Genomic DNA, 24507 nt, shown 5'->3' on the forward strand with positions numbered 1-24507 from the left:
TATCATATGTTGATTTAACTTGTCAAGAAGAAATTTTAAATAATTCAGAATTTCTTTTGATCGATAACTCAATCAGCAACTTTATTAATATATCATGTCATCATCTTCATGTCAACAACTTTTTTAATTTAATTGTTAAACTCTTGGGCAACAATCAATTGCCTTGACAACGATAACTACTATACCGTGTAACATCATACTTGTCAACAATTTCTTTAAGATTTTTTTATTTATAAAAACTGATGCGAATTTATAGTTTAACTTTCTTCTTTGAAGTTCGTATTTAAAACAAAATAAACAATGGATCCCTATCGATATTAGCTACTTATTAAGTAATTCCAAACAATTAATTTTAAAAACTTCGCCTTAAAATTATTACCAAGTCATCAATCGATATTGTAATATCTTGTTTAAAAATTTAGCTGAATACTTCACAACAAAAATTTATCTTGATACACTTTAACAGTATTATCTTATATTTAATATAAAAAGGAGAATTAAATTGGCAACCCTTATTGACTTTATATTACACATCGATGTTCACTTAATTCAAATCGTTAATCAATTTGGTGATGCAACATACTTAATCCTGTTTGCAATCATCTTCATTGAAACCGGAGCAGTAATTTTACCATTTTTACCCGGTGATTCACTTTTATTTGCAGCTAGTGCACTTGCTGCCGATCCTCGTTACAATCTTAATATTTGGCTTTTCATTTTTCTCTTTCTTTGTGCTTGTCTCGGTGGTGACTCCCTTAACTTCCTAATCGGTCATAAAGTAGGAAAGAGCTTATCTAACCATTCCCTATTTGGAAAACTCATCAATAAAGAAAGCTTGGCACGCGCCGAAGCTTTCTTTGAAAAGCATGGTGCACCAGCAATAATTCTTGCTCGATTTATCCCGATTATTCGGACGTTTGCTCCCTTTGCTGCCGCCGGCTCAGGTTTTCCATATCGACAGTTTTTTAAATACAGCATAATTGGTTGTGTAACATGGGTACTACTATGTTGTGGCTCTGGCTTCTTCTTTGGAAATCTGCCATTTGTTCAAGAACACTTTTCAGTAATCATTATCGGAATTATTGTCGTAACACTAATTCCTGCAATCGTTGGGGCAATTAGATCACGATTTGTTAAAGAAAGCGCGTAAAGTTAACTTTACCCATCCCCATATCAATAAGAAGATTAGCAAGGCTATCACAAGCCATAAGCTAAAGAGCAATTCAAAAAAGCTTTCTGGCATCAATTCAATAATTGGATCAGCTGCAGGATTAAATACCCAGTCCATATTAGAAAAAAATAAATAATGAAATTCAATAAAATAGCTACTGAAATTTGTTAATCCAACAAAACCACCAAAAACTAATAAGATAAATAACATTTGAAACGGCAAAATTAAGCGCCATAGCTGATTTTGCCGTTTTTGTAATTTAAACATATAAAATAATAAGGGACCGATAGTAACTATTAACAATTCATTAAATAACACAAGCCTTTTCACGTCTTTAAAGTGATCAATCGCTGTCCCAGTAATAGGAACATACTTCAGTCTCAATGGCTGTATCCCCGGAAGTTGGAGATAAGCAATTATCCTTGAATAATCAGCTAATAAGGCTGGTCGTGAAAGTCCTAATAAATGATTAGGAATTGTTACAAAGAGCGGTGACATATTTATAACAATGAAAAAAGCAATACTAATCGCTATTACTAAACTTAATAATGCTAATAATATTGCTTTTCCTTGTTCAATTACTTCATATTTTCCATTCATCAAGGCTCTTCACCGTATACGTAGGTTGTATTCTTTCTCTTAACACCTCATCAGGACGTGATAATCCGGTATATACCAGCAAGCTATCCATCCCTACATTAATCGCAGCTTGAATGTCCGTATGGTAATTATCTCCAACCATAATTACACTTTCTTTAGGTAATTGAACTTTCTTTAACGCCATTTTCATAATAATTGATTCCGGCTTACCAATCATTATCGGTTGCTGTTGGGTAGCATATTCTACCAATTTTACAATTGACCCGGCGCCAGGAACCATCCCCCGTTCATTAGGGAGGTTACTATCAGCATTAGTTCCAATAAAGGTAGCTCCATTGCGGATTAATAAAACTGCCTTTTCTAATTTCGCGTAGGTAACATCTGTATCTAATCCTACTACTACATAGGCTGGATCATTATCAGTAATGACAAAACCATTATTTACTAATGCTTGCTTCAGCCCCGACTCGCCGACAACATAAACTTTACTCATAGAAGGAGCAACAGACAAAAGATAATCGGCAGTAGCAAGTGCTGTCGTATAAATATTTGCCGCTGTAACGTTTATATTATGATTTTTTCGAAGATTTTCTGCCACAAATTCTGGTGTGCGCGTACTATTATTTGTCACAAATAAAATGTCCTTTTGTGCGTCCTGAAGATGTTTAATAAATCTAGCAGCGGCAGGAATTTGCTGCTTACCCTTATATGTAGTTCCATCGAGGTCAATAAAATACCCTTGATAATCCCTCATCGTTTTACTTCGCTCCTCTTCTTCCGTTGATGAATTACAAATTTTTGATGATGTCCATTCTTTACACGTTCTGCATGTTGGTTATGCCGCTGACGAACACTCGGCTGGCGTACTTTTCGATATCGTTCATGAATTATCGGTGTCCGTCGTCGCGCTGTCCGCTGTCGTCGATTATGCTGACGCGGAATACAAACATCATCATTATGAATAATAAAGTATGCACATCCAAAATTACAATACTCAAATAAGTAATCTTCAATAGTGTCTACACCTTGATCAGGTTCATACAACGGATTATGTTCGTCATAAAAGCCCTTCAACCGTAACTGATCGTATCCCCAGTCTCCTACAATATAGTCATATTTGCTTAAAATACTGCTAAAGCGCTCTGCTAAACTTTCCGAACTAAAACCATCACGATAATTCTTAACTAACTCATATGGATGTCCATTTATTTCAAAATGTGTATCATCAATCTTTTCAACATGATAAATTAAAGTTCGTTGCTCCTCGCGCTGGTCTATATAATCCTGTATTTTTGCTCGATTCATCTACTTACTTTCCTCCTCTAAAATTTTATTTCTGCCGCGGAAACTTAACAGCTTTTTTTGCTGCTATTTCTTCTATCTCGTGAAGATTCAACGGTTCCCCAAACGACGGCTTGGAATTAAGATAATCTAGTTCTGGTGCGTCAATGCCTACATTAATATTTTCCTTTATTGGCACTGAGTAATGATGAATATGTCCATGAAGATTAATTATCTGCGGAGCAATTCCTAACATCATCGGATAATGCGTTAAATAATACTGACAATGGTTGTATTTCATTAGTACACCAACATCATGAAACTGAAATTTAGGTATTCCAGCAAACGTATAATTTTTACTCTCCAAGTATTTAAAAAAAGCCCGACTATCATGATTGCCCTTTACTAAAATTAAATGCCCATTCAACTGGTTAAGTACCTCAAAAATAGCCTGGTAAGCTTTTTTCTGCGGCTTAATAAAATATAGCGCAATATCTCCTAAATGATAGACAATGTCATTTTCATCAACCTTATTGTTCCAATTATTAATTATTGTCTGGTTCATCTCATTAACATTAGCAAACGGGCGCGGTGCAAAATCACTCATTCCTAGCAAGCTATCATGAAAAAAGTGTGTATCAGATGTAACAAATTTCATAAACATGCCTCTTTTTCTTAATACATGTATCAATTATTCTAAATTCTAAAATAAAAAGTGACTAGAGACAAATTTTTATTGCCAACTAGCCACTTAAACTGATAACTACTATGTTTAGTAATTATTACTTGTTTTTCTTTAAACGTTCAATATCCCGAACAATCATTAATTCTTCATTTGTTGGAATTAACAATGTCTTAATCTTAGCATCAGCTGATGATAAGTCACGTTCAACACCATGACAATCATTCTTTTCCTGGTCAATTTTAATGCCAAAGTAACCTAATTTATCAGTAACCATCTTCCGAATTGGCGCACTATTTTCACCAACACCAGCTGTAAATACAATCGCATCTGCACCGCCCATTTCAGCAATGTATGCACCAATATAACGAACAATACGGTTTACATAAATATCAAGTGCTAATTGAGCACGGTCATTCCCTTTTTCTGCAGCCGCAAGAATATCACGCATATCTGGAGAAATTCCGGAAATACCAATTAATCCAGACTTGTGGTTTAAAATGTCAATCATTTCATCCGAAGATAAGTTCAGTTTACCTTGCATAAATGAAACCAATGAAGGATCAACATCCCCTGACCGAGTTGCCATTGTAATCCCTGCAACTGGAGTAAAGCCCATTGATGTATCAAATGATTTACCATTCTTTACGGCAGTAATTGAAGCTCCGGCACCAATATGCATTGTAATTAATTTAAGATCCTTCAATGGCTTACCTAACATTTCAGCAGCACGTCCCGCTACATAACGGTGGCTAGTACCATGGGCACCATATTTCCGCGCACCATATTTTTCATACCAATCAAAGGGTACACTATATAAAGCATTCATCTCTGGCATATCAACGTGGAAAGACGTATCAAATACCGCAACCGCAAACGCATTTGGTAATACTTTTTGGAAGGCCTTAATGCCGATTAATTCAGCTGGTTCATGAAGCGGTGCATACTCTGACAATTCGTCAATTTTCTTAATGACATCATCATCAATAACAGTCGAATCCTTAAAGAACTCTCCACCAGCAACAATCCGGTGACCAACGGCAGTAATTTCATCGTAGTTTGCAACGATATTTAATGCAATTAACTTATCTAGTAAATAATTAACTGCTGCCCCATGATCTTCAAATGGTTGTTCTTCCTCATGCTTTTGTCCATCGCCAAATTTAATCTTAGCATGGCCCATCTTTTCACCGATTCGTTCAATTGTACCTTCAGCGACTACATCTTCATTAGGCATATCAAATAGCTTAAACTTTAGTGTTGAACTTCCGGCATTAACTGCGATTGTTTTTGACATTGAAAATTTCTCCTTTAACGTAAATTCGTTGCTACCCATTGGTTAATATCATCCATAAATGAAGCAAATTTAGGCTTATCTTTGAATGAAGGGAACTCACCCAATAGTACCTTTTTAGCCTGTTTACTATTACCACCTTGACGCTGCAATAGTAATATTGACTTTTGCGCATTAGGGTTGGCAAAAAGCTCAGCCGGTAAATTAATAAGTCCTTGTAAATAGGCAACAGACTGAATCCATTTAACAAATGATTGTGATTCTTTTGTTTGAAAAAGACTACTAGGAACTAAAAATACACCAAAAGCACCAGGCTCAAGATAATTCATTGCTTGCTCAATCAACAAATGATGTACATATGAATGCCCCTCTTTTGCCCTCGTTTGATAATTTTTAGCATTTTCATCTAGTGGATAATAACCAATTGGTAAATCTGAAACTGCTAAGTCACATTGAGGAATATCTAGCGCAGTAATCGCATCCTGGTGATACAACTTAATATCAAGGTGCTGCAATTCAGTACTTACGCTAGCAACTTGAAGCATTGCATCATCATTATCAATACCGAATCCTCTAATATCCTTATCTCCATCAGTTTTTAATTGGTTAATAACCGTAGTCAATAAATTAGCCGTCCCAACTGCTGGATCAAAGATAGTTTTGATTTCCTTGGCCTTAGTAACTTTTTCAATTAAGAAAGCCATAATCAACCCAATAGTATCAGGTGTCATCTGATGATTAGCTTGAATTGCATCTTTACGAATTACTTTCAAAAAACTAAGCTGAATGATTTGCCGGATAATCTCTGGCTTCACATTTTGTAAATCTAATTCTTGATATATTGTTTGCAATTCATGTACAGCTTTTTCATTAGGAATTCCATTATCTACACGGACAGTATTATTATCAATAATATTTTCAGCGTTTTCTAAAAATGCATCTAAATACGAACAGTTTAATGCTGCCTGCAATATTTCGGTTGCCTTATCAAAAAGCTCAAACAATTGCTGTGGTGTTTTCTGTGTCAGTGGTAGTCGCCTCCAAATAATACAATCATTACTTTATTAGTTTAACTATTATTCCAGTCAAATTCAAGGTAACACTCCTATTGGTCTACCTAAGATTATCTTTTATTCTAGTTACATAGACTGATGACAAATCTTTTACCAATTGTTGACTCTCTTGGTAATAATGATACTGATATAAAAGTACTGAGCTTATGATAAGCAGGACTGCAATACTTACAACCAAAACATAACCATCCTTCTTAATGTTTTGATTGAGAATAAAAGTTAACAATTGCGCTATCTGTTTTTCCATTTGTCCGCTCCACCTCTATTAAAACTCTCCGCGAATCTAATTGCGTAAAAGAAAAACTATGAGCTTTTACATTATCTAATAATGGTAAATATCCGCCACTACGTACACACGTTAAAAATAAATTGACGCTACCTTTCAATTCATAATTTCGCTGAGCTACTTGACTATATAAAAATAAATGGCGTTTTTGAACCTGTACTACTTCAAAACGATGATTGGGAGATTCTAATTCTTGAATGAATAAGTACCAATCGATTGATGAATCTAAATCTACCCTATTAGCTTTTTTCACACTAGTCATTACTAAACTAATATTGATAACTACTAGCGAGGCAATTATCAATGCACAAATTCCCTCAACTAATGTAAATGCTGGCTTTTTTATCTTGTTACTTGCCATAAACAATTATCCTTATAATAAACACTTACTTTTTGAGCGGTAGCATTTGCAACTAATCCTTTTCTACTCAAGGATACCTGTTCCTTTTTTATAGCATATAAGTCACTTACTTCTTTTCCTAAGCGAATGACAGCTAATTTTTGCTGACTAACCTGATACTGATGTTGCAATTGCTGCTCACAAATAAAAAACAAATTGACACCTAAGGCAATAACCATCGTAGCTGCCAGACCATCAGCCATCATAAATGCTCCCTGCGTCTTTTTCTTCAACTCGATATCCTCCCCATGCTAATTGAATTTTCATTAAAAATAAATGATGGTTTATAGCCGACTGGAAAACTTGTGTACGTGCCCTAGTATATCCAGTTGGTGAAATTACGACTTCACTAAAAGACCGTACCCGCAATGTAGCGGGAATAACTATTTCATTGCACCCATCACTCCAACGAAAATACATTGTTTCTCCTACCTTGTTGTATCTAATGACCGTAAGTTGCTGGCTGACTTCAGCTCGTAATTGAGCTTGGCGCCATTCACGCCGAAATAATCGCCAAAAACGCTCCTCTGCCATTACTTGTCGACTTCTCGTAAACGACGGAATTGTAACAGTTAAAATTAGCGCCGTTATTCCTAGAACAATAATTGTCTCAAAAAAAGTAAAGCCCGTTCTCTTCCCATTCATCGTTGGATTGCCTTTCCATCCACAATTACTATTCGCTCACGATGAGCTTGTTGAACCTGAGCTGCTGTTAAATAATTTGCATTTTTTAGTTCATCAAGCCCGACATTATCCGTACCATTTTCATTTTCATAAGCATCAATCTGCGTTTGAATTACTGAAACCATTGCTTTTCCATGAATACTGTTAGCATGTTTTCGTTGTTGCGATAGATTTGGCAGTATTATTAGTACTAACAAACTAATAATAAATAATACAATTGACATTTCTAATAACGTAAACCCAGACTGTTTTCTTTTTAAAAATTTCATCAATAAGCTCCTTGAAACGAGTGATAAATTGGTAACAAAATACTTAAATATAAGCAGACAATTATAATTGCAATAATGCAAAAAATAATCGGCTGAACATATATTAATAATCGTTCAATAGAATTGGTCAGTGTCTTAAATCTTAAACTTGCAAAAGCCGTTAAATCTTGTCCCATTTTTTCTAAAGTCATCCCTTTATTCATAAACACAATTAATTCATTAGGTAAAAAAGGATAAGCGGCAACCATATTAGTAAGGTCTCCTCCTTGTTGAAGGATCCTCATTGCTTTTTTGCCAAAAATGTACAGTATCGAATCCTTATGAAATTTTTGTGTTAATTGACAAATTTCAGCGATCGACATCCCCTCTTGAACCATCATTCCCAAAATACTTGTTAAATAGTATTGATAATAATAGCAATAACATTTTCCAATAATCGGTGTCCCACAAATTTTTATTATTTGTTTCTCTTTAGGCAGTCTTCGCCAATGCCACCACCGACAAAATGTCCAGATAAAAATAAAAGTTAATAAATAACTTCCTAAGAATTTGATCCAGTTCAAAAAAGCCAAAGAATCGTTTCCTTCCTGCCACATTTTTAATTCCGGAAATACAAATAAAATTAAACTAATAATCACAATAACTAACATAATTAATAAAATTAACGGATATTGAAGAAGTCCTAATAATTTTCTTCGTTGTCTTTCTTGGGCCGTCATTAATTTTCCTGTTTCTGTCAATGTTTTTGTGAGGTTGCCATGCTTTTCAGCTAATAATAACTGATAATATAAATCTGCTTTAACTTCATTTTGCAGACTCTGCGCAAAACTAGAGCCACCTTTCATTCGTTGATCGATGAGGGTAACCCATGGAGCCATCTTAGAATTTACTGTGCCAATGAATTTTAGGGCGTGGCGAATTGAAAATCCAACCGCCAATAAATCAGCCAATAGTAAAAATACTACTGCTTGTTGGTGTTGATTGAGCTTAGCCTTGGGCAAATTCTTCTGCAACTTTAGGCGATATTTTCCCTTTTGCCACCGCATTCTTAAGATTTTTTGTCCATTCATCTGACATTCCTCTTTCTCCATTATTAATAATGCTATTCATTAAGTGTCCTTGGTATAGCAAATCACATAGAATTGCTTGTTTCCCATTCGTTAAAGGCAGAAGTCGCTGATAAGAAATTGCTGTTAGAACTTGTTGTAGATAATAACGGTCAATTCCTAATTGTTGTAAACGCGCAATAACCCCTTTAGCGTTTTGAGCATGGATTGTCCCTAATACTAGGTGTCCACTCAGCGCTGCCTGAACGGTCATAGCTGCTGTTTGTGCATCCCGGATCTCTCCTATAATAAAAACATTAGGACGATGCCGTAAGCCAACTTTTATCAAGCTTTGATAATCCATTCCTGCTAAATCATTTACCTGTAATTGGATAAATCCTGGTTCTTCTATTTCCACAGGATCTTCAATTGTCAAAACAACTTTATCAGGGAGCAGTGCTCGTGCAAGCTGATACATTGTCGTTGTCTTTCCGGCCCCCATTGGCCCTGCAAATAGTATCAATCCGCGTTGCTGACAGCACTTTTGCAAGGCTTCCCAATGCTGTGGGACTAAGAAATTAAATTGGGTATCAATAAGCTGGTAAATAAAACGAATAACTAGTGATTCGCGACCTCGATAATCACCAACACTAGATAACCTCAAATTTACATTCTGTTCTTCACAAACAAAATTAAATGAGCCTAATTGTGGACGACGATGCTCGCTAACAGCCATATCAGCCTGATATTTTAAGTATGAGATAAAATGTTGACCATATTTTTCTGATACCTTTCGTAAAGCAATAATTTCTCCATTCTTTGCCATCAATAACTGGTAATAATTATCCCTTGGCAATATATATAAGTCGTTAGCAGCTTCTTTAATAACGGTTGTTAATTGTTCTTCAAAACTTGTCATTCTTTAACCTCCCTAATTATTTAAATACGTATAAAAAATAGAAATGCACTAATAAAATCTTAAAAATAATAATTTTTAAACAAAAAAAGGCCCAAAATACTATCAAAATAGTACTTTGAGTCTTTCTAACTTTATTTAACAAAGTCTAACTATAATATTAAGAATTTAATTATTCTTCGTCATCATCATCTGGTAAGATCCCAGTTTCATAAATATCAGCAACATCATCATTTTCTGTTAATTCGTCAATCAAATGACGGTATTGCTTTGCTTTATCAGCAGGTACTTCCGTCCGATTTTGAGGGATCATCGTAACTTCAGCAGTATCTAACTCATATCCTTGTTCTTGAAGGGCATCACGAACTGCTGTCATGTTACTTGGATCAGTAAAGATTTGGAACTTCTCGTCAGTAGCCTTCATATCTTCAGCTCCTGCATCTAAAGCATCCATCAACATATCATCTTCACTCTTATCAAGGCCATCACGAAGGACTTCAATTAATCCTTTCCGATCAAACATGTATGAAACTGATCCGCTAGCACCCAATGAACCACCAGAATGACTAAAGGCTGAACGAACTGCCGATGCTGTCCGATTCTTATTATCGGTAAGAGCAGAAACCATTACGGCCACACCACCTGGAGCATAACCTTCATAAGTAACCTCTTCGAACTTAGCTCCACCAATACCTGAAGCCTTAGCAATAGCACGGTCAATATTCTTCTTAGGCATGTTAGCAGCATGTGCCTTGTCGATTACAAGCCGTAATTGAGCGTTGTTCGCTGGATCAGGATCACCTGCTTTAGCTGCTTGGTACAAATCACGTGAAATTTTTTGGAAAATCTTACCACGCTTAGCATCTTGGGCGTTCTTACGTCCCTGAATGTTATGCCATTTTGAATGTCCTGACATTACTGACTCCTCTTTTCTTTATTAATGTAATACAAACAGATAAATTTTAGCAAATATTTACCGTTAATTCAAGGTCAACGACGTTCTTGCCATCTTCTCTTGCCAAATTGCAAAATAAATAAAACAATTCCAAATCCAATCGTCAACAATGAATAATTAAAGCCACGCTGTTGAAACGCATCCGCAACTTGCACAATAAACGGACTAAGATCAGGCTGTTGCTGACCAACCTGAATGGCAATCCCGTGAATCGCCATTAAAACTCCTGTATAAAGGATTCCACCAATCAGGCATATCCAACTAAAACTTGAAAGAACATGGTGTTGCCAGATACCCTTAATTATCAATATGATCAAGCTAAGCAAACTAATAACCAGCACTGCATTAGCAATACCTTTGGCTAATTTTATTTCAGAAATAACCTGCGTAACTTCTGGTGTATTGAGCTGACTGTTAACCATTGAATTAATATTACTTGTAATGGCTGACGAACCATTAGCAGGAAGCATCGATGTCGATAAACCATACTGTGCTAATTGTGAATTAACAGAATCATTAACACTATTTACTACTGTTGATAAATCCAGATTAATTTTTTCACCAGCATATACTTGATCAACTGCCTGCGTAATTAGCTTATCCGTATCACTCTTTTTCAAAACTGACGTTGAAATTCCATACTGTGTCAAACTGCTATTAATTTGATTCAACATTAATGACTCTAGTGACGAATTAGTTATCTCATCTTTTACAAAACTTGCATTTAATAGCGTTGAATTAAGTAAAATGGATAGCAACATTAAAATTAAACAAATAATCCCCCACAATCGAAAAATAATGTGATGCTGAGGATGATTATTTTGTTCTGCTGAAGTAGCTTGAATTGCTTCTTCACGTTGTGCTCGTAATTCACTACGGGTTGTCACAGCTAATCACAACCTATTTACGTGTCGATTGCCGTTCAACAAAGCCGTGATCGAGGATAACATTCTTCTCATCGTCGTTATTGTCATCGCCATCCATCAACTTTGTTAATAATCGCATTGAAATAGCACCAATATCATAAAGAGGCTGCGTGATTGACGTTAACATTGGCCGAACAAGCTTAGTATAATTCGTATCATTTGAAGACACAATCTCAAAATCTGCCGGAACATTTACACCTGCATCCGTCAATCCATTAAGCAACCCAGCGGCCAAACTATCATCGGTAACGTACACCGCTTTAAGTCCATTAGCTATAATATCCTTTGTCTTAGCATAACCTGCTTGATATGAGCCATCTGTTTCAACGACTAATGACTGTTCAAACTTAACATTATGGTCTGCCAATGCGTCTTTATAACCATTAAGACGTTCTGTACCATTAATTGAATACCGTAGTGGCCCTGTAATATACCCAACCTGTTGATTACCATGCGTTAATAAAAACTCGGTTGCTTCTTTAGCCGCGGCACGATAATCAATTCGGACACTTGGTAAGTTATCATCGTTAGCAATTGATCCGGCAACAACTACCGGGGTATTGGTACTTTCAAACTCGTTACGCAAGTCATCAGAAACATCGTGACCCATAAAGATAATCCCATCAACCTGCTTGGCGAGTAAGTTCCGAACTACCTTTAGGATCTTTTCGTCATCTGAATCGGAGTTAGTTAAAATAATATTATATTTATACATTGATGCAACATCGTCGATCCCTAACGCTAACTCAGCAAAATATGGATCAGTAATGCTTGGAATAACTACGCCGACTGTCGTTGTTCGCTTTGAAGCGAGCCCTCGTGCAACTGCATTAGGGCGGTAATTCAATTGTTTAATTACATCTAGCACTTTTTGTCTAGTTTCGGGTTTAACATTTGGATTGCCATTTACTACTCGTGAAACTGTCGCCATTGAAACACGAGCTTCGCGGGCAACCGTATAAATTGTAACTGATTGTTTTTCCATAAGATAGCCCTTTCTTTATTGATATAATCTGTTTTCATATTTTTTCATAACCTAGTTAATATAGCAGATTTACTTCCAATTGGCAAACGTTCCCACATATTTTTTTATTTTTGTAACAATATGATATAATATTCGCAATCTTTTAAAGGAAGTGAACGTGATGACAAAGCTTGCGCAATTACAAGCAGCCCTCAATGATAAAGGGCTCGATGCTGCTTATATCAGTGATCCCATGACCATCAATTATTTAACCGGCTTCTTCAGTGATCCGGTTGAAAGAGTACTAGCATTGGTTATTTTTGCTAATGATGATCCATTTCTATTTGCTCCCGCACTTGAAGTCGAAGCAATCAAGGATACTGGCTGGACATATCCCGTATATGGTTATCTTGACCACGAAAACCCGTTTGCCATGATTGCTGACCATGTACAACATCACGCTGGCACACTCATTAACTGGGGAATCGAAGGAGAATCATTAACTGTTGACCGTTTGCGTTCTTTGGAAACAGCGCTTCCGCATGCTCGCTTTAATACTGACCTTTCGCCACTTATTGCTCAAATGCGAATGATCAAAAGTCCTGATGAAATAGCAAAATTAAATAAGGCTGGAAAATGGGCTGATTTTGCTTTTAAAATTGGCTTTGAAGCTGTTCAAGTAGGTAAAACTGAACAAGAAGTTGCTGCTGACCTAGAATACGCGCTTAAACAACATGGGATTAATAAAATGAGCTTCGATACTCTTGTTCAAGCTGGACCCCACGCTGCTGAACCGCATGGGGCAACCAGTGATAATAAAATTCAAAATCATCAACTTGTTCTTTTTGATCTTGGAACAATCGTTGATGGTTACATTAGCGATGCCTCTAGGACGATTGCTGTAGGATCCTTAAACGACAAACAAAAAGATATTTATAAAGTTTGTCTTGAAGCCCAGTTAGCTGCTCAAGATGCTGCTAAACCAGGAATCACGGCTGAAGAACTCGATCAAGTTGCTCGTAATATTATTACGGCGGCCGGTTATGGAGAATACTTTATTCACCGCTTAGGACACGGGATGGGTAGCAGCGAGCATGAATTCCCATCCATTATGGAAGGGAACAAATTAGAGTTGCAACCTGGAATGTGCTTTTCAATTGAACCAGGTATTTATATTCCTGGCTTTGCGGGGGTACGAATAGAAGATTGTGTACACATCACGGATACCGGCTGTAAACCATTCACCCATACCACAAAGGAATTACTAACCTTTCCTAAGTAGTTCGAGCAATTTTCTTAAAATACACCTAGAATAATGGGCATCTCGATTGTTAGACTAATCCAACGATTGATTTCGCATTACCTTTGTAATAAAAATAAACACTCCTCTTAAACCATATTGATTTAGGAGGAGTGTTTTTGAATCCTTACGAACCTAGTTTATTACTTATTTTCTTCTTTCTTAGTTTCAGTATCATCCGTCGTGGATTTTTCCTGATCACTCGTTGCATCGATGATAATATCGTTACTATCATCTGCTGTCGCTTTGTCCTTTGCTAATTCTGCACGAATATCAGCAGTTTGCTTATCAAAATCATCGTTAGTCATCCGGTTAACAACCTTGTTGGCACTATCTTTTACTTTGCCAGTAACATTATTAACAGCATCAGCTGCACCACTAACTTTATCATTAATGTTAGAATCACTTACTAAATCATCAACAATATCTAAAGCATCCAAAGTATAATCGGTCACATAATCCGCAACCTTATTGAACTTTTCATCAAGGTTTTGTTTTAATGCTGCCTTTTTAGCTGGAGCCATTTTTTTCCATGCAGCATATGTAGCCGCACCACCTAATAACATTCCAGCAAGTAATTTTTTACTCATTATTTGTCATTCCTTTCTTCTGCTTACGGTGTTGTCTAAACTTATTAAACGCCTCTAAAACAATTGTTTTACCGGCAAACTTAAAAATTCCCCGATCAAATTGTCGTTTTTCACGCCGCATCCGAACCTTTTCTGCCATCTCCTGAAGTGAACTATTTACTTCAGATACGCTTCTACTAACATCAGCAACTGCCTTTACAGCAGGATCCAATTGCTCTGACTTATGATTAATATCATCTAGCAATGTATTCGTATTACTTAATACATCTTCCATTTCCTGACTAAGATAATGAATGTCACGCGTTAAAGTGGTAATACTCTTATTCGTTTCTTTCATCGTCTTACTTAAGTGATTCAACAGGATACATGCAAAAATGACTAAGATTAAAAATGCGATTGCCGCAATTAACCCTGCCAGTTGGCCAAAAGTCATCTGACAATCCCTCCTTTGGTTTCGAAATTACTTATTCAATACTAAGAATATCATAAATTAAAGAAAAACAACAATTTAGTGTAGTCGACAAGAGTTTACTTTCCCTGTTAAAATATTTATTAGTATTTTTTAGGAGGTAAGTAATGATTATTGGCGCAACTTCATTTACATCAAAACAAATGGAACAGGTAAAAAAAGCATTTACCGATTTATCCTGGCATGAAATTTCACAACAAATATTAAGCAAATTCTTGCTAATCATTGTTACATTTATATTATTTCTACTTATCCTGTGGGTTGGGCGGGTCATTATTGTACACTTATTTCAAGAATCAAAAAAATATAATGTCCTTAAAAATAGCAACCGAATGGCAACCGTAAGGACCCTGGTGTTAAATATTTACCGTTATACTTGTTACTTTTTTCTTTTATATGCAATTTTATCTGAAATTGGCGTTCCAGTTGGTACCTTGATCGCTGGAGCCGGTATTTTCAGTTTAGCATTAGGGCTTGGTGCGCAAAGTCTTGTTAGTGACATTGTTACTGGTTTTTTCATTCTGCTTGAACAACAGTTAGATGTTGGTGATACTGTCCAAATTGGGCAAATAAAGGGAACAGTAACAGCTCTTGGCATCCGAACCACTCAAGTCACAAGTTCAGACGGTACACTTAACTATATTCCTAACCGTAACATCGTTATTGTTCAAAATTTTTCGCGAAATAATATGGTTACTAATATTGATATCCATATCACTTCTAAAACGCCGCTTAGCAAGGTCGAACAAGTTATTACTCAGGTCAATAATAAGTTAGTACCACAAATAAATGCCCTTCAACTAAAGCCAGTCATCGTTGGCCCCGTTGTCACACCTGATGGGGCCTTAGTATTTAGGGTTACAATAACTGCCACAAGCGGCAAGCAGTCAACCGTTGCCAGTCGTTTTCTGGCCGCATACCTCAAAGAATTACGAATAAATAATATTCCAATTGCCTGGGAGGGAATGAACAATGAGCATTAAATTAATCGCTACAGATATGGATGGAACGTTTTTAAATGATGATCATACTTATAATCATTCACTATTCAAAAAAGTCTTTCATCAACTTGAACGCCATAACATTTACTTTGTTGCAGCAAGTGGATCAAGTTTTCCTCGTCTCCAACGTGAATTCAAAGATTATGTCAATAAAATGGGCTTCATTTCCCAAAATGGCTCGGTCATCCATCTTGGCAACCAACTATTTAAATCATTTTCTATTAATCAAGAATCATTAGCACGCGTTATCCATGTCCTTGACCGTTTTTATGGGCCTAATGACATCAATCAGTTAGTAATTTCAACTAGTGAAAAGTCCTATGTTGATCAAGGAATGAGTGCTCACGATTTTGCAATTGTTAAAATCTTTTACGAACAAGTTGAACGCGTTCCCGATATCCGAACTATCTTTCGGCAACGACCTAATGAAAACTTTACTAAACTTTCGATTAACTTTGCTAACCACATAAGTCTCAAAAAGGTTGCTACAACCTTAGATGGCTATTTACCCCCTTCATTAATTATGGAAAATTCAGGTTTCAACACGGACCTAATTGGCAATGCTGTCGCTACTAAGCAAAATGCTCTTTCCATTTTGCAAGACCACTTTAATCTACAAGCTAACGAAATCGTTACTTTTGGGGATAACGAAAATGATCTTGGAATGCTTGCAATGACTGAACAAAGTTACGCAATGAAAAATGCTCAACCAATCATTAAAATGCAAGCTGCACATACTACCCAAAACGATAACAATCACGATGGTGTGTTACAAACGATTAACACATTAATTAAAAATAATCACTAATGAAACGGTTGGTAGACGATTGTCAGTCCAATCAGTAATTGAAATTTTATCGCATAGTAACAATTAGGGCCTTAGTGCTCGGCTTTTACCGACTACTGAGGCCCTAATTGTTGTTTATCCAAACTTGACAAATACCTTTTACTATTTACCAAATGTATGAACCGTAAAATTTACCGCTTTTAATATCTCTCGTCGCGTAACAATACCACAAAAATTATTATCTTTGTCTATCACTGGTAAAAAGGACTGATCAATTAGCAAGTGCAAATTTTCTTCAATATCGACCGGATCAGTAATGGCTGGTGCATCGGTCTGCATAACATCTGCTACCGTTAATTTATGAAGCCGGTTAACATTGATTCGCTGAGTGTCTAATAGTCGATCCGTAATCATTGCCAAAGAAATTTGACCACAGTAATGATTCTTATTGTCCACCACAACAATTTTAGCGTACCGATCTTTAGTTAAAACTAAAAAAGCATGGTCTAGACTATTACTTTGATTTACCGTTGCCACTAAGCTTGCCGGAATCATAAACTTATGCTTATTTTTCAGCAATAACGTTTGTAATCGCTGATCAATCACAAAAATACACTCCTTTTTAACGATCAAACTCTCGATGCAACTGGGGAACCGGCTTCATTTGTCGATCATAAAAGTCAACGATAAATTGGGTCGGCTGTGCTTTAATAATTGCAAAAGTACCACCAATCTGTGCATATTCACCACGGGGAAAACTAATACTGCCCGGATTAACAATCAACATCTTATGATCATAAGCTACTCCTAATTGATGAGTGTGACCATAACAAATAATTGAAGCGCCCTTTTCTTCACCGGTAAGCATCAAGGGAGTAAGTGAAAAATTCACTTGCTGTAAATGACCATGTGTAACAAAAACATTTTCCGTTCCTTGATTTATCATTAATTCTGTCGGATACGGAAGACGGTAATCATTATTTCCCTTTACTGCCTTAAATCTATTCATCGGTTCTCTATCAGGCAGCAATTCTGAATCTCCACAATGGACCAGTAAGTCAACTTTGTCTCCTACCTGTTGAATAATCTTTGTTAGTATCTTTTCCTCACGATGATTATCACTCACAACGAGTATTTTCATAAAATTACCACCAATCATTAAAGTTACGCATGAACGACCGCAATGCTTTTCCTCGATGACTAATGTTATTTTTCTGATCAGCAGTTAATTCAGCCATCGACTTTTTTAACTCATCTACATAAAAGAGCGGGTCATAACCAAAGCCATTTTCTCCAGTTGGTCGATGAAGGATGTGGCCGTCAACGCGCCCTTCTGCTACTAACTTTGTTCCATCAGGTTTAACGGCTACAATTGTCGTATGAAAATGTGCAGTTCTTTTAGGGTCGGGAACATTAATTAAATTTTGTAATAGTTTTGCATTATTTGCCGCATCATCATGGTCTCCTGCGTATCTTGCAGAATGAATGCCTGGTGCCCCGTTCAATGCATCCACAACTAACCCCGAATCATCTGCCATCACTGGTAGTTGCAATTTTTTAGCAACGGTCATTGCCTTAATCGTCGCATTTTCTTCAAATGTTTTACCATTCTCATCAATTTTAATTCCCGGAAAGTCAGCAAGAGTTTTAATTTCAATTCCTTGTGGTTCAAGCATCTTCTGGTATTCGCGTGCTTTGCCTTCATTTTTAGTTGCAATCACAATCGTCTTCATCGTTGATCCTCCATATCTAATTGAATATGCTCACATTTCGTGTATCCATTAGGCAACCATTTTTGAGCACCATCAACTAAGTCTTCAACTTCACCGGTTGAATATAATTCAATTCTTGGGCTAGCGTCATCACTTAGTAACCGTTGATTAGTCAAGAATTCTTTTACTTGGCGAACCGTTTCATAAGCTGGGTCAATCAACTGGACATCTTGACCAAGTTTCTGGGCAATTTCTTTTTCTAAAAATGGAAAATGCGTACATCCTAAGATTAAAGCTTGAATTGGTTGATTATCAAATACACTTAATTCCTTATTCACTGTTTTTTGGGCAATTGTTGTACCAGTTTGACCGTGTTCAACAATTGATACAAGCGGTTGTGTAGAATGGCTAATAACCTTAAGCGTTGGATCAACCTTATCCAATGCTTTTTTATATGCATTATTTTTAATTGTGGATTCTGTTCCAATAACACCAACTACTTGATAACCATGTTTTGCAACAGCTGCTGCTCCCGGCTTGATAACGCCAATCACTGGTACTGGCAATTTTTCTTGTAAAAGCTGTAATGCTGCTGCTGTAGCAGTGTTACAGGCAATCACCATTAGCTTTATATCATGAGTTAAAAGGAAATTACCAATTTTTAAAGATAATTGTTGAATTTCTTTTCTGGTCTTTATTCCATATGGAAAGTGTCCTTGGTCACCAACGAATACAATTGACTCATTGGGTAATTGATCGCGAAGTACACGGGTTACAGAAAGTCCACCTAGGCCAGAATCCATAACACCAATTGGTCGCTTATCCATTTTTACACCCCTTTAATCTATTAAAACGTTTAAAGCTTTGAAACTATATTATCCGTTTCTAATCAATATTTTGCAAGTTTTTCAAGTTTACCACTATTAAGATCTTAATTTTTAAGTATAATAATAATGATTGTTAAAAAGGAGCGAGTTGTTTATGAGTCAAAAATTATATAACCAGTTATTAGCAGGCCATCAAGGATTAGCAACGGGAACAATGCGCGATGTTATTCTCCCGGCAATTCTCGGTAAAGAGACAGATGAGATGCTATATTGGATTGGTAAAGACCTTGCCCGCGTATATCCTGTAGCAACTCCAACGGATCTGGTATATTTGACAAATCAACTCGGTTTTGGCCGGTTAGCATTACGTAAAAAAAGTAATACTACTCAGTTGTGGCGGTTGTCTGGAGTAATTGTCAAAGAAAGAATTCAACGTGACGAAGAAGAAACGTCCTTTGGGCTAGAATGCGGTTTTCTTGCTCAAGAAATCGAATTTCAATTAGGGACGGTTGCTGAAGCAAAAATCTTTGATCGTCATCGTGACTATGTTGATATTTTGGTCCAAAACGACCCCCAAAATGCGGCCGACAATGAACGTTCGGAAATGGTTACCTTTATTCATCTTGATCGTCCTAATGAGGAAGACGCGCCTAAAAAAGCAACTCGCCATTCAATACTAAAGCGCAAAAAGAAAGATAAAAATTAAAAATAAAGAGGTTAGTAAGAATAAAACTTTCTTACTAGCCTCTTTTAATTCTCAAATATTTTTACTAGTCAACATATTGTTGCAAGATCTGCTTTAATTGATCCTCGCTATGATAACCAACTATCTGGTCTACAACTTCTCCATCTTTTTTAACCATTAATGTTGGAATACTCATAATCCTAAATTTCTGTGCCGTCTCTGGATTTTGGTCAACATCTAGCTTAAAGAATTTTACATTAGGCATCTTCTCTGATAATGCATCAACAACTGGTGATTGCATTCGACAAGGTCCACACCATGTTGCCCAAAAATCAATTAAAGTGACACCTGTTGCAGTATCCTGTTCAAAAGTTTGATCTGTAGTTACATTTACTGCCATATTCATTCCTCCTCATTACTTCTTATCGTTATTCTAACAAAACAATTCTTAGATGTCATTTAGTTTGCTTACTTTTTTATAGTAAGTGCTATAAATTAACAATTGTTGCGCCATCTCCACCCGCATTAGGGGCTGCATAGGCGAATGACTTAACGCGTGGGTTACTTTGTAGGTACTGTTGGGTTCCCTTTCGTAAAGCTCCTGTTCCTTTTCCATGAATGATCGTCACCGTTGAAAGGTTATTTAAAATGGCATGGTCAATAAAATTACTCAATTCGCTCATTGCTTGTTCATAACGATGACCACGAAGATCAAGCCGTGCTGATGTACGCCGCGTTTGGGTTGTATGAACAGCTGCTCGTGGGCGGCGTTGCGCATCTTTTTCACGCGGTAAGTCCTTTTTAGCTACCTTTTCAAGATTATTCTCATCAATTTCCATCTTAAGAATCCCAATTTGAACTTCCCACTTGTGATTTCCGCGTTTTGCTAATAGTTCACCATATTGTCCATATGATTTAACTAAAACAGCATCCCCTTTATGCAAGTCATGCTTTTGCTTAGCTCGTTGTAAAACAGAGTTATGTTGTAAGCGAGGATTATCTTGGTGAAGAGCGTTAAGCTGCCCCTGTGCGTCAATCAATTCATTTTCTTTTACATTCTGTCCTTGCTGAATTTCAAGCTGCCGTAAATGATGAATTATCCGGTCAGCTTTTTTCTTTGCCATTGACACCTGGTGATTAGCCTTTGAGCGCGCCTGCTCGTACAATTTATCTCGTTGTTCGTTAAATCGTTCCAGCTTTTCATCAAGCTCGCGTTGTGTTCGTTGATTAGTAACTAATAATTTTTCTAATCGTTCACTTTCTTCCCGAGCTTTTTTACGTTGTGCAACTAAATCACCAATCATATTATTAAGGTCTTGACTATCATCACTAACAAGTGACTGGGCCTCATCAATAATTTGCGAATTAATTCCTAACCGCCGTGCAATCTCCAGTCCATTTGAACGCCCCGGAATTCCTAGCAGAAGTTTATACGTTGGTTGTAAAGTCTCTTGATCAAATTCCATACTAGCATTTATCGTCTTTGCCCGGTCATAGCCATAAACCTTAAGCTCTGGATAGTGTGTTGTAATTACTACCATCGTTCCCTTATTACCGATTTCATCTAGGATCGCCATCGCTAATGCTGCCCCTTCTTTGGGGTCTGTCCCTGCTCCTAATTCATCTAATAGGACCAGACTTTGGCTCGTAATTTGATCAAGGATTGCCTTTACCCCGTCCATATGACCAGAAAACGTACTAAGATTTTGCTCCAGCGATTGCTCATCACCGATATCAGCAAATATATTATCAAAAATACCAATCGTACTACCTTCTTCTGCCGGAATAAACAAACCAGATTGGCCCATCAATTGGATAATACCAAGGGTTTTAAGGGTAATTGTTTTCCCACCAGTGTTAGGACCAGTAATGATAATTGCCTGGTAATCCTCACCAATTTTAATATCGTTTGTAACAACTCGGTGCATGTCAATTAATGGATGACGTGCCTTACGTAGCATGACATGATTTTGGCGACTTAACATCGGTAAAGTTGCCTTAATATCATGAGCCCATTTTGCTTTAGCATTAATAAAGTCTAAGTGCCCCAATATTGACTCATTTTGCCCAATATCATGACGGTACGGCGAAATTAATTGCGATAATTCAACTAAAATTCGCTGCATTTCTTGTCGTTCTTCAATTTGTGCTTGCCGTAACCGATTGTTGGTCTCAACGACAGCAGCCGGCTCAATATATAAAGTCTGTCCACTTGCACTCTGGTCATGAACAACGCCACCAAATTTATTCCGATATCTTGCAATTACTGGAACAACATAGCGATCATTTCGTAAGGTTACGATGGGTTCACTCAAATACTTAGCGTTTTTTCCTCGCGTATATTGTTCCATCTGTTGGTGAATCGCACTTTCAGTTTGAACAATTATTTGACGAATTCCATGTAATTTAGCCGAGGCTTCATCATTTATTCGGCCATCTGGATCAATTGAGCGAATTAAGCGCTGAGTAATTGACGGAATAGTTACTAATTGATCTACTTGATTATTTAATACTCGCAATTTAATCTTTTTTTCCCTCATTTGGTCAAAAAAGTTTTTTATACTCATACTGGTTTGCAAGACTTTAACAATTTGTGCTAATTCTGTCCCATTTAAACTTGCTTGTATTTTTAATCGCTTTAACTGGGGTTTAATGTCCGCAAGCTGTGGAATAGGTATCCCATCTTCTAATCTTAAAATATCTGCTCCATCTGTAGTTTCGGTTAGAAGTTCTTGCACTGTTTCATAATCAGTTTGCGGAACGAGACGTTTTAATTCCCGGTGTCCTGCGGCTGATACAAGATATGGGGCTATTTGTTCCTTTACTCGATTAAATTCTAATGTTTCTAAAATTTTATGATTCATATTATCCTCCTTGAGTCAGGGTATCAATCACTAAATGTGCTATTCCTGGAGTTTGATTGATAATAAATCGTGCCAACTCCGAAGTCGCTATCTGCATTTGCCACCAACCAACTGGCCACAACTGCATAACAATTAAAACAACAAAGATTATCATGTAACCAATTAAAAATGAAACAACCCCGCCAGCTAATTTATCAGCAGTACCAATAACGGGAATTTTCTTTATCCAGTTTAACTGGTGAATTCCCCAATGACAAAGAATTGATACAATAGTAAAAATTATCATAAAGGCAATTCCATTATAAAAGAATAGGTTACTATTCACCTCTGTCAATAAGTTAGCTGAAAAAGTTGCCTCAGTTCCAATATTAGGTAATAAAGACTTTAACCAACCACCGATAAGTTGCGCTCCTTGACGCGCTACTAGCCAAGCGATAATATATGTTCCTAACATTAACACCATCGTAAGTAATCCGCGACGATGGCCATTAACAAAGCACCCAATTAAGATAAGAATAATAAAGGTTGTTAAAATCATTCCAGTATTCCCTTCGTTTTTAATAGTAAATAAAAGGGACTGCGACAAGATGTCCACAGCTCCCTTAAGTTAATAATTTAATTATCCTGTCTAAATAGACTCACTAAAATTATCAGGCTTTGAAGTTACCATCGTTATCAAGAAAAGTATTTAATACTTCTTCTACCATGTCCCATTCCTTGTCGTCTTCAATCGGAACAAGGTCCTGCCCGTCACCATCTTCATTATCAGCAACAATGTAGGCTTGAATATCAACGGATTCATCATTTTCCTGTTCGGCAGGGTAAATAAAAATATATGATTTTCCATAATCATCTGAGTCAAATGTAAATAATTCTTTGAATAATTGTTCATTACCATTCTCGTCAATTAACGTAATCATATTTTCGTTGTTTTCTTGTTGTTTGCTCATATTAATTCCTCATTTTAGTTTAGCGACAAGGCGACCATGCCGATCTAAATAACTTTGTAGAATAAATGTCGCTGCCACCTCATCAATTACCTTTTTTTGTTTAGCACGTGAAATATCTGCCTCTTCGACTAGCATTCGATGTGCTTCTACTGTCGTCAACCGTTCATCTTGAAAGTCTATTGGAATATCTGGAAAACGTTGCTGTAATAGCTTGCCATAGTGTTGAGAAGCCTCAACGCGGGGACCTTCAGTATTATTCATGTTCTTAGGAAGACCAATTACAAAACCAGCAACTTGTTCTTTCTTTACTAGTTGCGCGACACGTTCAATGCCAAAAACTTCATTTTCTTCGTCAATTGGAATAATCTCAACTGCCTGAGCTGTCCAGCCGAGAGGATCGCTAACAGAAATACCAACTGTCTTGGACCCAACATCTAATCCCATTAATCTCATTTAGTTTCTCCATTATTCTTTAGATACGACCGCACAAGCTCTTCAATTATTTCGTCACGTTCATGTTGACGAATCAAGTTACGTGCATCATTTAAGCGGGGAATATACGCAGGATCACCAGATAAAAGGTAACCCACAATTTGGTTAATCGGATTATACCCCTTCTCTTCTAGTGATTCATAAACTGTCTTTAGTGTCTGCTTAATATCTTCCTGACGTTCTTGATCAAAGTCAAAAAACATCGTCTTATCATTTGTAGCCATCAATCGTCACCTCCAGACATTCTCTTCAAACACCCATTTTACTATATTATCGCTAAAAG

The 24507-nt window shown here is 36.6% G+C and carries 32 protein-coding genes; 5 read left to right on the top strand and 27 right to left on the bottom strand.

The genetic code is table 11. The features are described from left to right. The first annotated feature begins 502 nt into the window (after positions 1-502). On the top strand, positions 503-1150 hold the full coding sequence (locus H5S39_RS08190) for a VTT domain-containing protein (RefSeq protein ID WP_182596624.1): 648 nt from the start codon (positions 503-505) through the stop codon (positions 1148-1150). On the opposite strand, the gene H5S39_RS08195 is transcribed toward H5S39_RS08190, so the two are convergent. The 15 genes from H5S39_RS08195 to ccpA all read right to left on the bottom strand — a co-directional run bounded on the left by H5S39_RS08195 (position 1124) and on the right by ccpA (position 12568). Further along, positions 1124-1771 carry a TIGR01906 family membrane protein gene (locus H5S39_RS08195; RefSeq protein WP_182596625.1) on the bottom strand — a complete coding sequence of 216 codons (648 nt, stop codon included), beginning with the start codon at positions 1769-1771 and terminating at the stop codon, positions 1124-1126. The genes H5S39_RS08190 and H5S39_RS08195 overlap by 27 nt on opposite strands. Then, the gene (locus tag H5S39_RS08200; RefSeq protein ID WP_182596626.1) at positions 1755-2525 is read right to left on the bottom strand and encodes a TIGR01457 family HAD-type hydrolase; all 771 of its coding nucleotides are present in this window, start codon (positions 2523-2525) and stop codon (positions 1755-1757) included. The genes H5S39_RS08195 and H5S39_RS08200 overlap by 17 nt, the downstream gene beginning before the upstream one ends. Continuing rightward, positions 2522-3076, bottom strand: a complete 555-nt coding sequence (locus H5S39_RS08205) for a YutD family protein (protein ID WP_182596627.1) — start codon at positions 3074-3076, stop codon at positions 2522-2524. Before H5S39_RS08205 ends, H5S39_RS08200 begins: the two co-directional genes overlap by 4 nt. 25 nt (positions 3077-3101) lie before the next feature. Further along, positions 3102-3710 carry a metallophosphoesterase gene (locus H5S39_RS08210; protein ID WP_182596628.1) on the bottom strand — a complete coding sequence of 203 codons (609 nt, stop codon included), beginning with the start codon at positions 3708-3710 and terminating at the stop codon, positions 3102-3104. Between the two features lie 124 nt (positions 3711-3834). Further along, positions 3835-5031 (bottom strand): acetate/propionate family kinase, encoded by a 1197-nt coding sequence (locus H5S39_RS08215; protein WP_182596629.1) that lies wholly within the window; start codon positions 5029-5031, stop codon positions 3835-3837. Positions 5032-5045: 14 nt separating this feature from the next. After that, positions 5046-5999: a class I SAM-dependent methyltransferase gene (locus tag H5S39_RS08220; RefSeq protein ID WP_375139117.1), complete on the bottom strand. Its 954-nt coding sequence runs from the start codon at positions 5997-5999 to the stop codon at positions 5046-5048. A gap of 296 nt (positions 6000-6295) precedes the next feature. Further along, positions 6296-6748 carry a ComGF family competence protein gene (locus H5S39_RS08225; protein ID WP_220477097.1) on the bottom strand — a complete coding sequence of 151 codons (453 nt, stop codon included), beginning with the start codon at positions 6746-6748 and terminating at the stop codon, positions 6296-6298. Continuing rightward, positions 6730-7020, bottom strand: a complete 291-nt coding sequence (locus tag H5S39_RS08230; RefSeq protein WP_231832875.1) for a hypothetical protein — start codon at positions 7018-7020, stop codon at positions 6730-6732. The genes H5S39_RS08225 and H5S39_RS08230 overlap by 19 nt, the downstream gene beginning before the upstream one ends. Further along, positions 6983-7432 (bottom strand): type II secretion system protein, encoded by a 450-nt coding sequence (locus H5S39_RS08235; RefSeq protein WP_182596630.1) that lies wholly within the window; start codon positions 7430-7432, stop codon positions 6983-6985. The genes H5S39_RS08230 and H5S39_RS08235 overlap by 38 nt, the downstream gene beginning before the upstream one ends. Beyond that, positions 7429-7740 carry a competence type IV pilus major pilin ComGC gene (gene comGC, locus H5S39_RS08240; RefSeq protein WP_182596631.1) on the bottom strand — a complete coding sequence of 104 codons (312 nt, stop codon included), beginning with the start codon at positions 7738-7740 and terminating at the stop codon, positions 7429-7431. Before comGC ends, H5S39_RS08235 begins: the two co-directional genes overlap by 4 nt. Further along, positions 7740-8810 (bottom strand): type II secretion system F family protein, encoded by a 1071-nt coding sequence (locus H5S39_RS08245; RefSeq protein WP_182596632.1) that lies wholly within the window; start codon positions 8808-8810, stop codon positions 7740-7742. The genes comGC and H5S39_RS08245 overlap by 1 nt, the downstream gene beginning before the upstream one ends. Further along, positions 8728-9705 carry a competence type IV pilus ATPase ComGA gene (gene comGA, locus H5S39_RS08250; RefSeq protein WP_182596633.1) on the bottom strand — a complete coding sequence of 326 codons (978 nt, stop codon included), beginning with the start codon at positions 9703-9705 and terminating at the stop codon, positions 8728-8730. Before comGA ends, H5S39_RS08245 begins: the two co-directional genes overlap by 83 nt. 169 nt (positions 9706-9874) lie before the next feature. After that, positions 9875-10618, bottom strand: a complete 744-nt coding sequence (locus H5S39_RS08255) for a YebC/PmpR family DNA-binding transcriptional regulator (RefSeq protein WP_153931321.1) — start codon at positions 10616-10618, stop codon at positions 9875-9877. Between the two features lie 74 nt (positions 10619-10692). Further along, complete coding sequence (locus tag H5S39_RS08260; protein WP_182596634.1) at positions 10693-11544, bottom strand: hypothetical protein; 852 nt, start codon at positions 11542-11544, stop codon at positions 10693-10695. 13 nt (positions 11545-11557) lie between these two features. Beyond that, a complete protein-coding gene (gene ccpA, locus H5S39_RS08265; RefSeq protein WP_182596635.1) occupies positions 11558-12568 on the bottom strand; it encodes a catabolite control protein A in 1011 nt (336 codons plus the stop codon). A gap of 160 nt (positions 12569-12728) precedes the next feature. On the opposite strand from ccpA, the gene H5S39_RS08270 reads away from it, so the two are divergent. Beyond that, the gene (locus H5S39_RS08270) at positions 12729-13829 is read left to right on the top strand and encodes a M24 family metallopeptidase (protein ID WP_182596636.1); all 1101 of its coding nucleotides are present in this window, start codon (positions 12729-12731) and stop codon (positions 13827-13829) included. A gap of 161 nt (positions 13830-13990) precedes the next feature. Here the strand turns inward: H5S39_RS08270 and H5S39_RS08275 are convergent, their stop codons facing one another. Further along, positions 13991-14437, bottom strand: a complete 447-nt coding sequence (locus tag H5S39_RS08275; protein WP_182596637.1) for a hypothetical protein — start codon at positions 14435-14437, stop codon at positions 13991-13993. Then, positions 14430-14870, bottom strand: coding sequence for a DUF948 domain-containing protein (locus H5S39_RS08280; protein ID WP_182596638.1), 441 nt, complete (start codon positions 14868-14870; stop codon positions 14430-14432). The genes H5S39_RS08275 and H5S39_RS08280 overlap by 8 nt, the downstream gene beginning before the upstream one ends. Before the next feature lie 143 nt (positions 14871-15013). Here H5S39_RS08280 and H5S39_RS08285 point away from each other — a divergent pair, with 143 nt between their 5' ends. Both H5S39_RS08285 and H5S39_RS08290 read left to right on the top strand, forming a co-directional pair. Then, positions 15014-15889: a mechanosensitive ion channel family protein gene (locus H5S39_RS08285; RefSeq protein ID WP_182596639.1), complete on the top strand. Its 876-nt coding sequence runs from the start codon at positions 15014-15016 to the stop codon at positions 15887-15889. After that, the gene (locus tag H5S39_RS08290) at positions 15879-16715 is read left to right on the top strand and encodes an HAD-IIB family hydrolase (protein WP_182596640.1); all 837 of its coding nucleotides are present in this window, start codon (positions 15879-15881) and stop codon (positions 16713-16715) included. The genes H5S39_RS08285 and H5S39_RS08290 overlap by 11 nt, the downstream gene beginning before the upstream one ends. 141 nt (positions 16716-16856) lie before the next feature. On the opposite strand, the gene cbpB is transcribed toward H5S39_RS08290, so the two are convergent. The 4 genes from cbpB to murI are packed head-to-tail and all read right to left on the bottom strand — an operon-like array spanning position 16857 to position 19233. After that, positions 16857-17300, bottom strand: coding sequence for a cyclic-di-AMP-binding protein CbpB (cbpB, locus tag H5S39_RS08295; protein ID WP_182596641.1), 444 nt, complete (start codon positions 17298-17300; stop codon positions 16857-16859). A gap of 16 nt (positions 17301-17316) precedes the next feature. Then, positions 17317-17835 carry a metallophosphoesterase gene (locus H5S39_RS08300; RefSeq protein ID WP_182596642.1) on the bottom strand — a complete coding sequence of 173 codons (519 nt, stop codon included), beginning with the start codon at positions 17833-17835 and terminating at the stop codon, positions 17317-17319. A gap of 4 nt (positions 17836-17839) precedes the next feature. Next, entirely contained in the window at positions 17840-18427 is a 588-nt protein-coding gene (locus H5S39_RS08305; protein ID WP_182596643.1) for an XTP/dITP diphosphatase, read from the bottom strand. Next, positions 18424-19233 (bottom strand): glutamate racemase, encoded by an 810-nt coding sequence (gene murI, locus H5S39_RS08310; RefSeq protein WP_182596644.1) that lies wholly within the window; start codon positions 19231-19233, stop codon positions 18424-18426. Before murI ends, H5S39_RS08305 begins: the two co-directional genes overlap by 4 nt. A gap of 154 nt (positions 19234-19387) precedes the next feature. On the opposite strand from murI, the gene H5S39_RS08315 reads away from it, so the two are divergent. Next, positions 19388-19939 carry a YslB family protein gene (locus H5S39_RS08315; protein WP_182596645.1) on the top strand — a complete coding sequence of 184 codons (552 nt, stop codon included), beginning with the start codon at positions 19388-19390 and terminating at the stop codon, positions 19937-19939. A gap of 64 nt (positions 19940-20003) precedes the next feature. Here H5S39_RS08315 and trxA read toward each other — a convergent pair whose 3' ends face one another. The 6 genes from trxA to H5S39_RS08345 form a co-directional block, all read right to left on the bottom strand. Continuing rightward, a complete protein-coding gene (gene trxA, locus H5S39_RS08320; protein WP_182596646.1) occupies positions 20004-20318 on the bottom strand; it encodes a thioredoxin in 315 nt (104 codons plus the stop codon). Between the two features lie 88 nt (positions 20319-20406). Next, complete coding sequence (locus tag H5S39_RS08325; RefSeq protein ID WP_182596647.1) at positions 20407-22782, bottom strand: endonuclease MutS2; 2376 nt, start codon at positions 22780-22782, stop codon at positions 20407-20409. A gap of 1 nt (position 22783) precedes the next feature. After that, positions 22784-23320: a CvpA family protein gene (locus H5S39_RS08330; protein ID WP_182596648.1), complete on the bottom strand. Its 537-nt coding sequence runs from the start codon at positions 23318-23320 to the stop codon at positions 22784-22786. A 112-nt stretch (positions 23321-23432) separates the two neighbouring features. Next, positions 23433-23732 (bottom strand): DUF1292 domain-containing protein, encoded by a 300-nt coding sequence (locus tag H5S39_RS08335; RefSeq protein ID WP_153931248.1) that lies wholly within the window; start codon positions 23730-23732, stop codon positions 23433-23435. 9 nt (positions 23733-23741) lie between these two features. Then, positions 23742-24185, bottom strand: a complete 444-nt coding sequence (gene ruvX, locus H5S39_RS08340; protein WP_182596649.1) for a Holliday junction resolvase RuvX — start codon at positions 24183-24185, stop codon at positions 23742-23744. Then, a complete protein-coding gene (locus H5S39_RS08345) occupies positions 24182-24448 on the bottom strand; it encodes an IreB family regulatory phosphoprotein (protein WP_182596650.1) in 267 nt (88 codons plus the stop codon). Before H5S39_RS08345 ends, ruvX begins: the two co-directional genes overlap by 4 nt. Between the last annotated feature and the right edge of the window lie 59 nt (positions 24449-24507).

The sequence above is a fragment of the Limosilactobacillus rudii genome (assembly GCF_014145455.1).
Lineage (GTDB): Bacteria > Bacillota > Bacilli > Lactobacillales > Lactobacillaceae > Limosilactobacillus > Limosilactobacillus rudii.

Bases quoted from the DNA above. Each gene is read 5' to 3' on its own strand.
- H5S39_RS08195 (WP_182596625.1), bottom strand. From the start codon at position 1,771: ATGAATGGAAAATATGAAGTAATTGAACAAGGAAAAGCAATATTATTA.
- H5S39_RS08200 (WP_182596626.1), bottom strand. From the start codon at position 2,525: ATGAGGGATTATCAAGGGTATTTTATTGACCTCGATGGAACTACATAT.
- H5S39_RS08205 (WP_182596627.1), bottom strand. From the start codon at position 3,076: ATGAATCGAGCAAAAATACAGGATTATATAGACCAGCGCGAGGAGCAA.
- H5S39_RS08210 (WP_182596628.1), bottom strand. From the start codon at position 3,710: ATGAAATTTGTTACATCTGATACACACTTTTTTCATGATAGCTTGCTA.
- H5S39_RS08215 (WP_182596629.1), bottom strand. From the start codon at position 5,031: ATGTCAAAAACAATCGCAGTTAATGCCGGAAGTTCAACACTAAAGTTT.
- H5S39_RS08225 (WP_220477097.1), bottom strand. From the start codon at position 6,748: ATGGCAAGTAACAAGATAAAAAAGCCAGCATTTACATTAGTTGAGGGA.
- H5S39_RS08235 (WP_182596630.1), bottom strand. From the start codon at position 7,432: ATGAATGGGAAGAGAACGGGCTTTACTTTTTTTGAGACAATTATTGTT.
- comGC (WP_182596631.1), bottom strand. From the start codon at position 7,740: ATGAAATTTTTAAAAAGAAAACAGTCTGGGTTTACGTTATTAGAAATG.
- H5S39_RS08245 (WP_182596632.1), bottom strand. From the start codon at position 8,810: ATGAATGGACAAAAAATCTTAAGAATGCGGTGGCAAAAGGGAAAATAT.
- comGA (WP_182596633.1), bottom strand. From the start codon at position 9,705: ATGACAAGTTTTGAAGAACAATTAACAACCGTTATTAAAGAAGCTGCT.
- H5S39_RS08255 (WP_153931321.1), bottom strand. From the start codon at position 10,618: ATGTCAGGACATTCAAAATGGCATAACATTCAGGGACGTAAGAACGCC.
- ccpA (WP_182596635.1), bottom strand. From the start codon at position 12,568: ATGGAAAAACAATCAGTTACAATTTATACGGTTGCCCGCGAAGCTCGT.
- H5S39_RS08270 (WP_182596636.1), top strand. From the start codon at position 12,729: ATGACAAAGCTTGCGCAATTACAAGCAGCCCTCAATGATAAAGGGCTC.
- H5S39_RS08275 (WP_182596637.1), bottom strand. From the start codon at position 14,437: ATGAGTAAAAAATTACTTGCTGGAATGTTATTAGGTGGTGCGGCTACA.
- H5S39_RS08280 (WP_182596638.1), bottom strand. From the start codon at position 14,870: ATGACTTTTGGCCAACTGGCAGGGTTAATTGCGGCAATCGCATTTTTA.
- H5S39_RS08285 (WP_182596639.1), top strand. From the start codon at position 15,014: ATGATTATTGGCGCAACTTCATTTACATCAAAACAAATGGAACAGGTA.
- H5S39_RS08290 (WP_182596640.1), top strand. From the start codon at position 15,879: ATGAGCATTAAATTAATCGCTACAGATATGGATGGAACGTTTTTAAAT.
- H5S39_RS08300 (WP_182596642.1), bottom strand. From the start codon at position 17,835: ATGAAAATACTCGTTGTGAGTGATAATCATCGTGAGGAAAAGATACTA.
- H5S39_RS08305 (WP_182596643.1), bottom strand. From the start codon at position 18,427: ATGAAGACGATTGTGATTGCAACTAAAAATGAAGGCAAAGCACGCGAA.
- murI (WP_182596644.1), bottom strand. From the start codon at position 19,233: ATGGATAAGCGACCAATTGGTGTTATGGATTCTGGCCTAGGTGGACTT.
- H5S39_RS08315 (WP_182596645.1), top strand. From the start codon at position 19,388: ATGAGTCAAAAATTATATAACCAGTTATTAGCAGGCCATCAAGGATTA.
- trxA (WP_182596646.1), bottom strand. From the start codon at position 20,318: ATGGCAGTAAATGTAACTACAGATCAAACTTTTGAACAGGATACTGCA.
- H5S39_RS08325 (WP_182596647.1), bottom strand. From the start codon at position 22,782: ATGAATCATAAAATTTTAGAAACATTAGAATTTAATCGAGTAAAGGAA.
- H5S39_RS08330 (WP_182596648.1), bottom strand. From the start codon at position 23,320: ATGATTTTAACAACCTTTATTATTCTTATCTTAATTGGGTGCTTTGTT.
- H5S39_RS08335 (WP_153931248.1), bottom strand. From the start codon at position 23,732: ATGAGCAAACAACAAGAAAACAACGAAAATATGATTACGTTAATTGAC.
- ruvX (WP_182596649.1), bottom strand. From the start codon at position 24,185: ATGAGATTAATGGGATTAGATGTTGGGTCCAAGACAGTTGGTATTTCT.
- H5S39_RS08345 (WP_182596650.1), bottom strand. From the start codon at position 24,448: ATGGCTACAAATGATAAGACGATGTTTTTTGACTTTGATCAAGAACGT.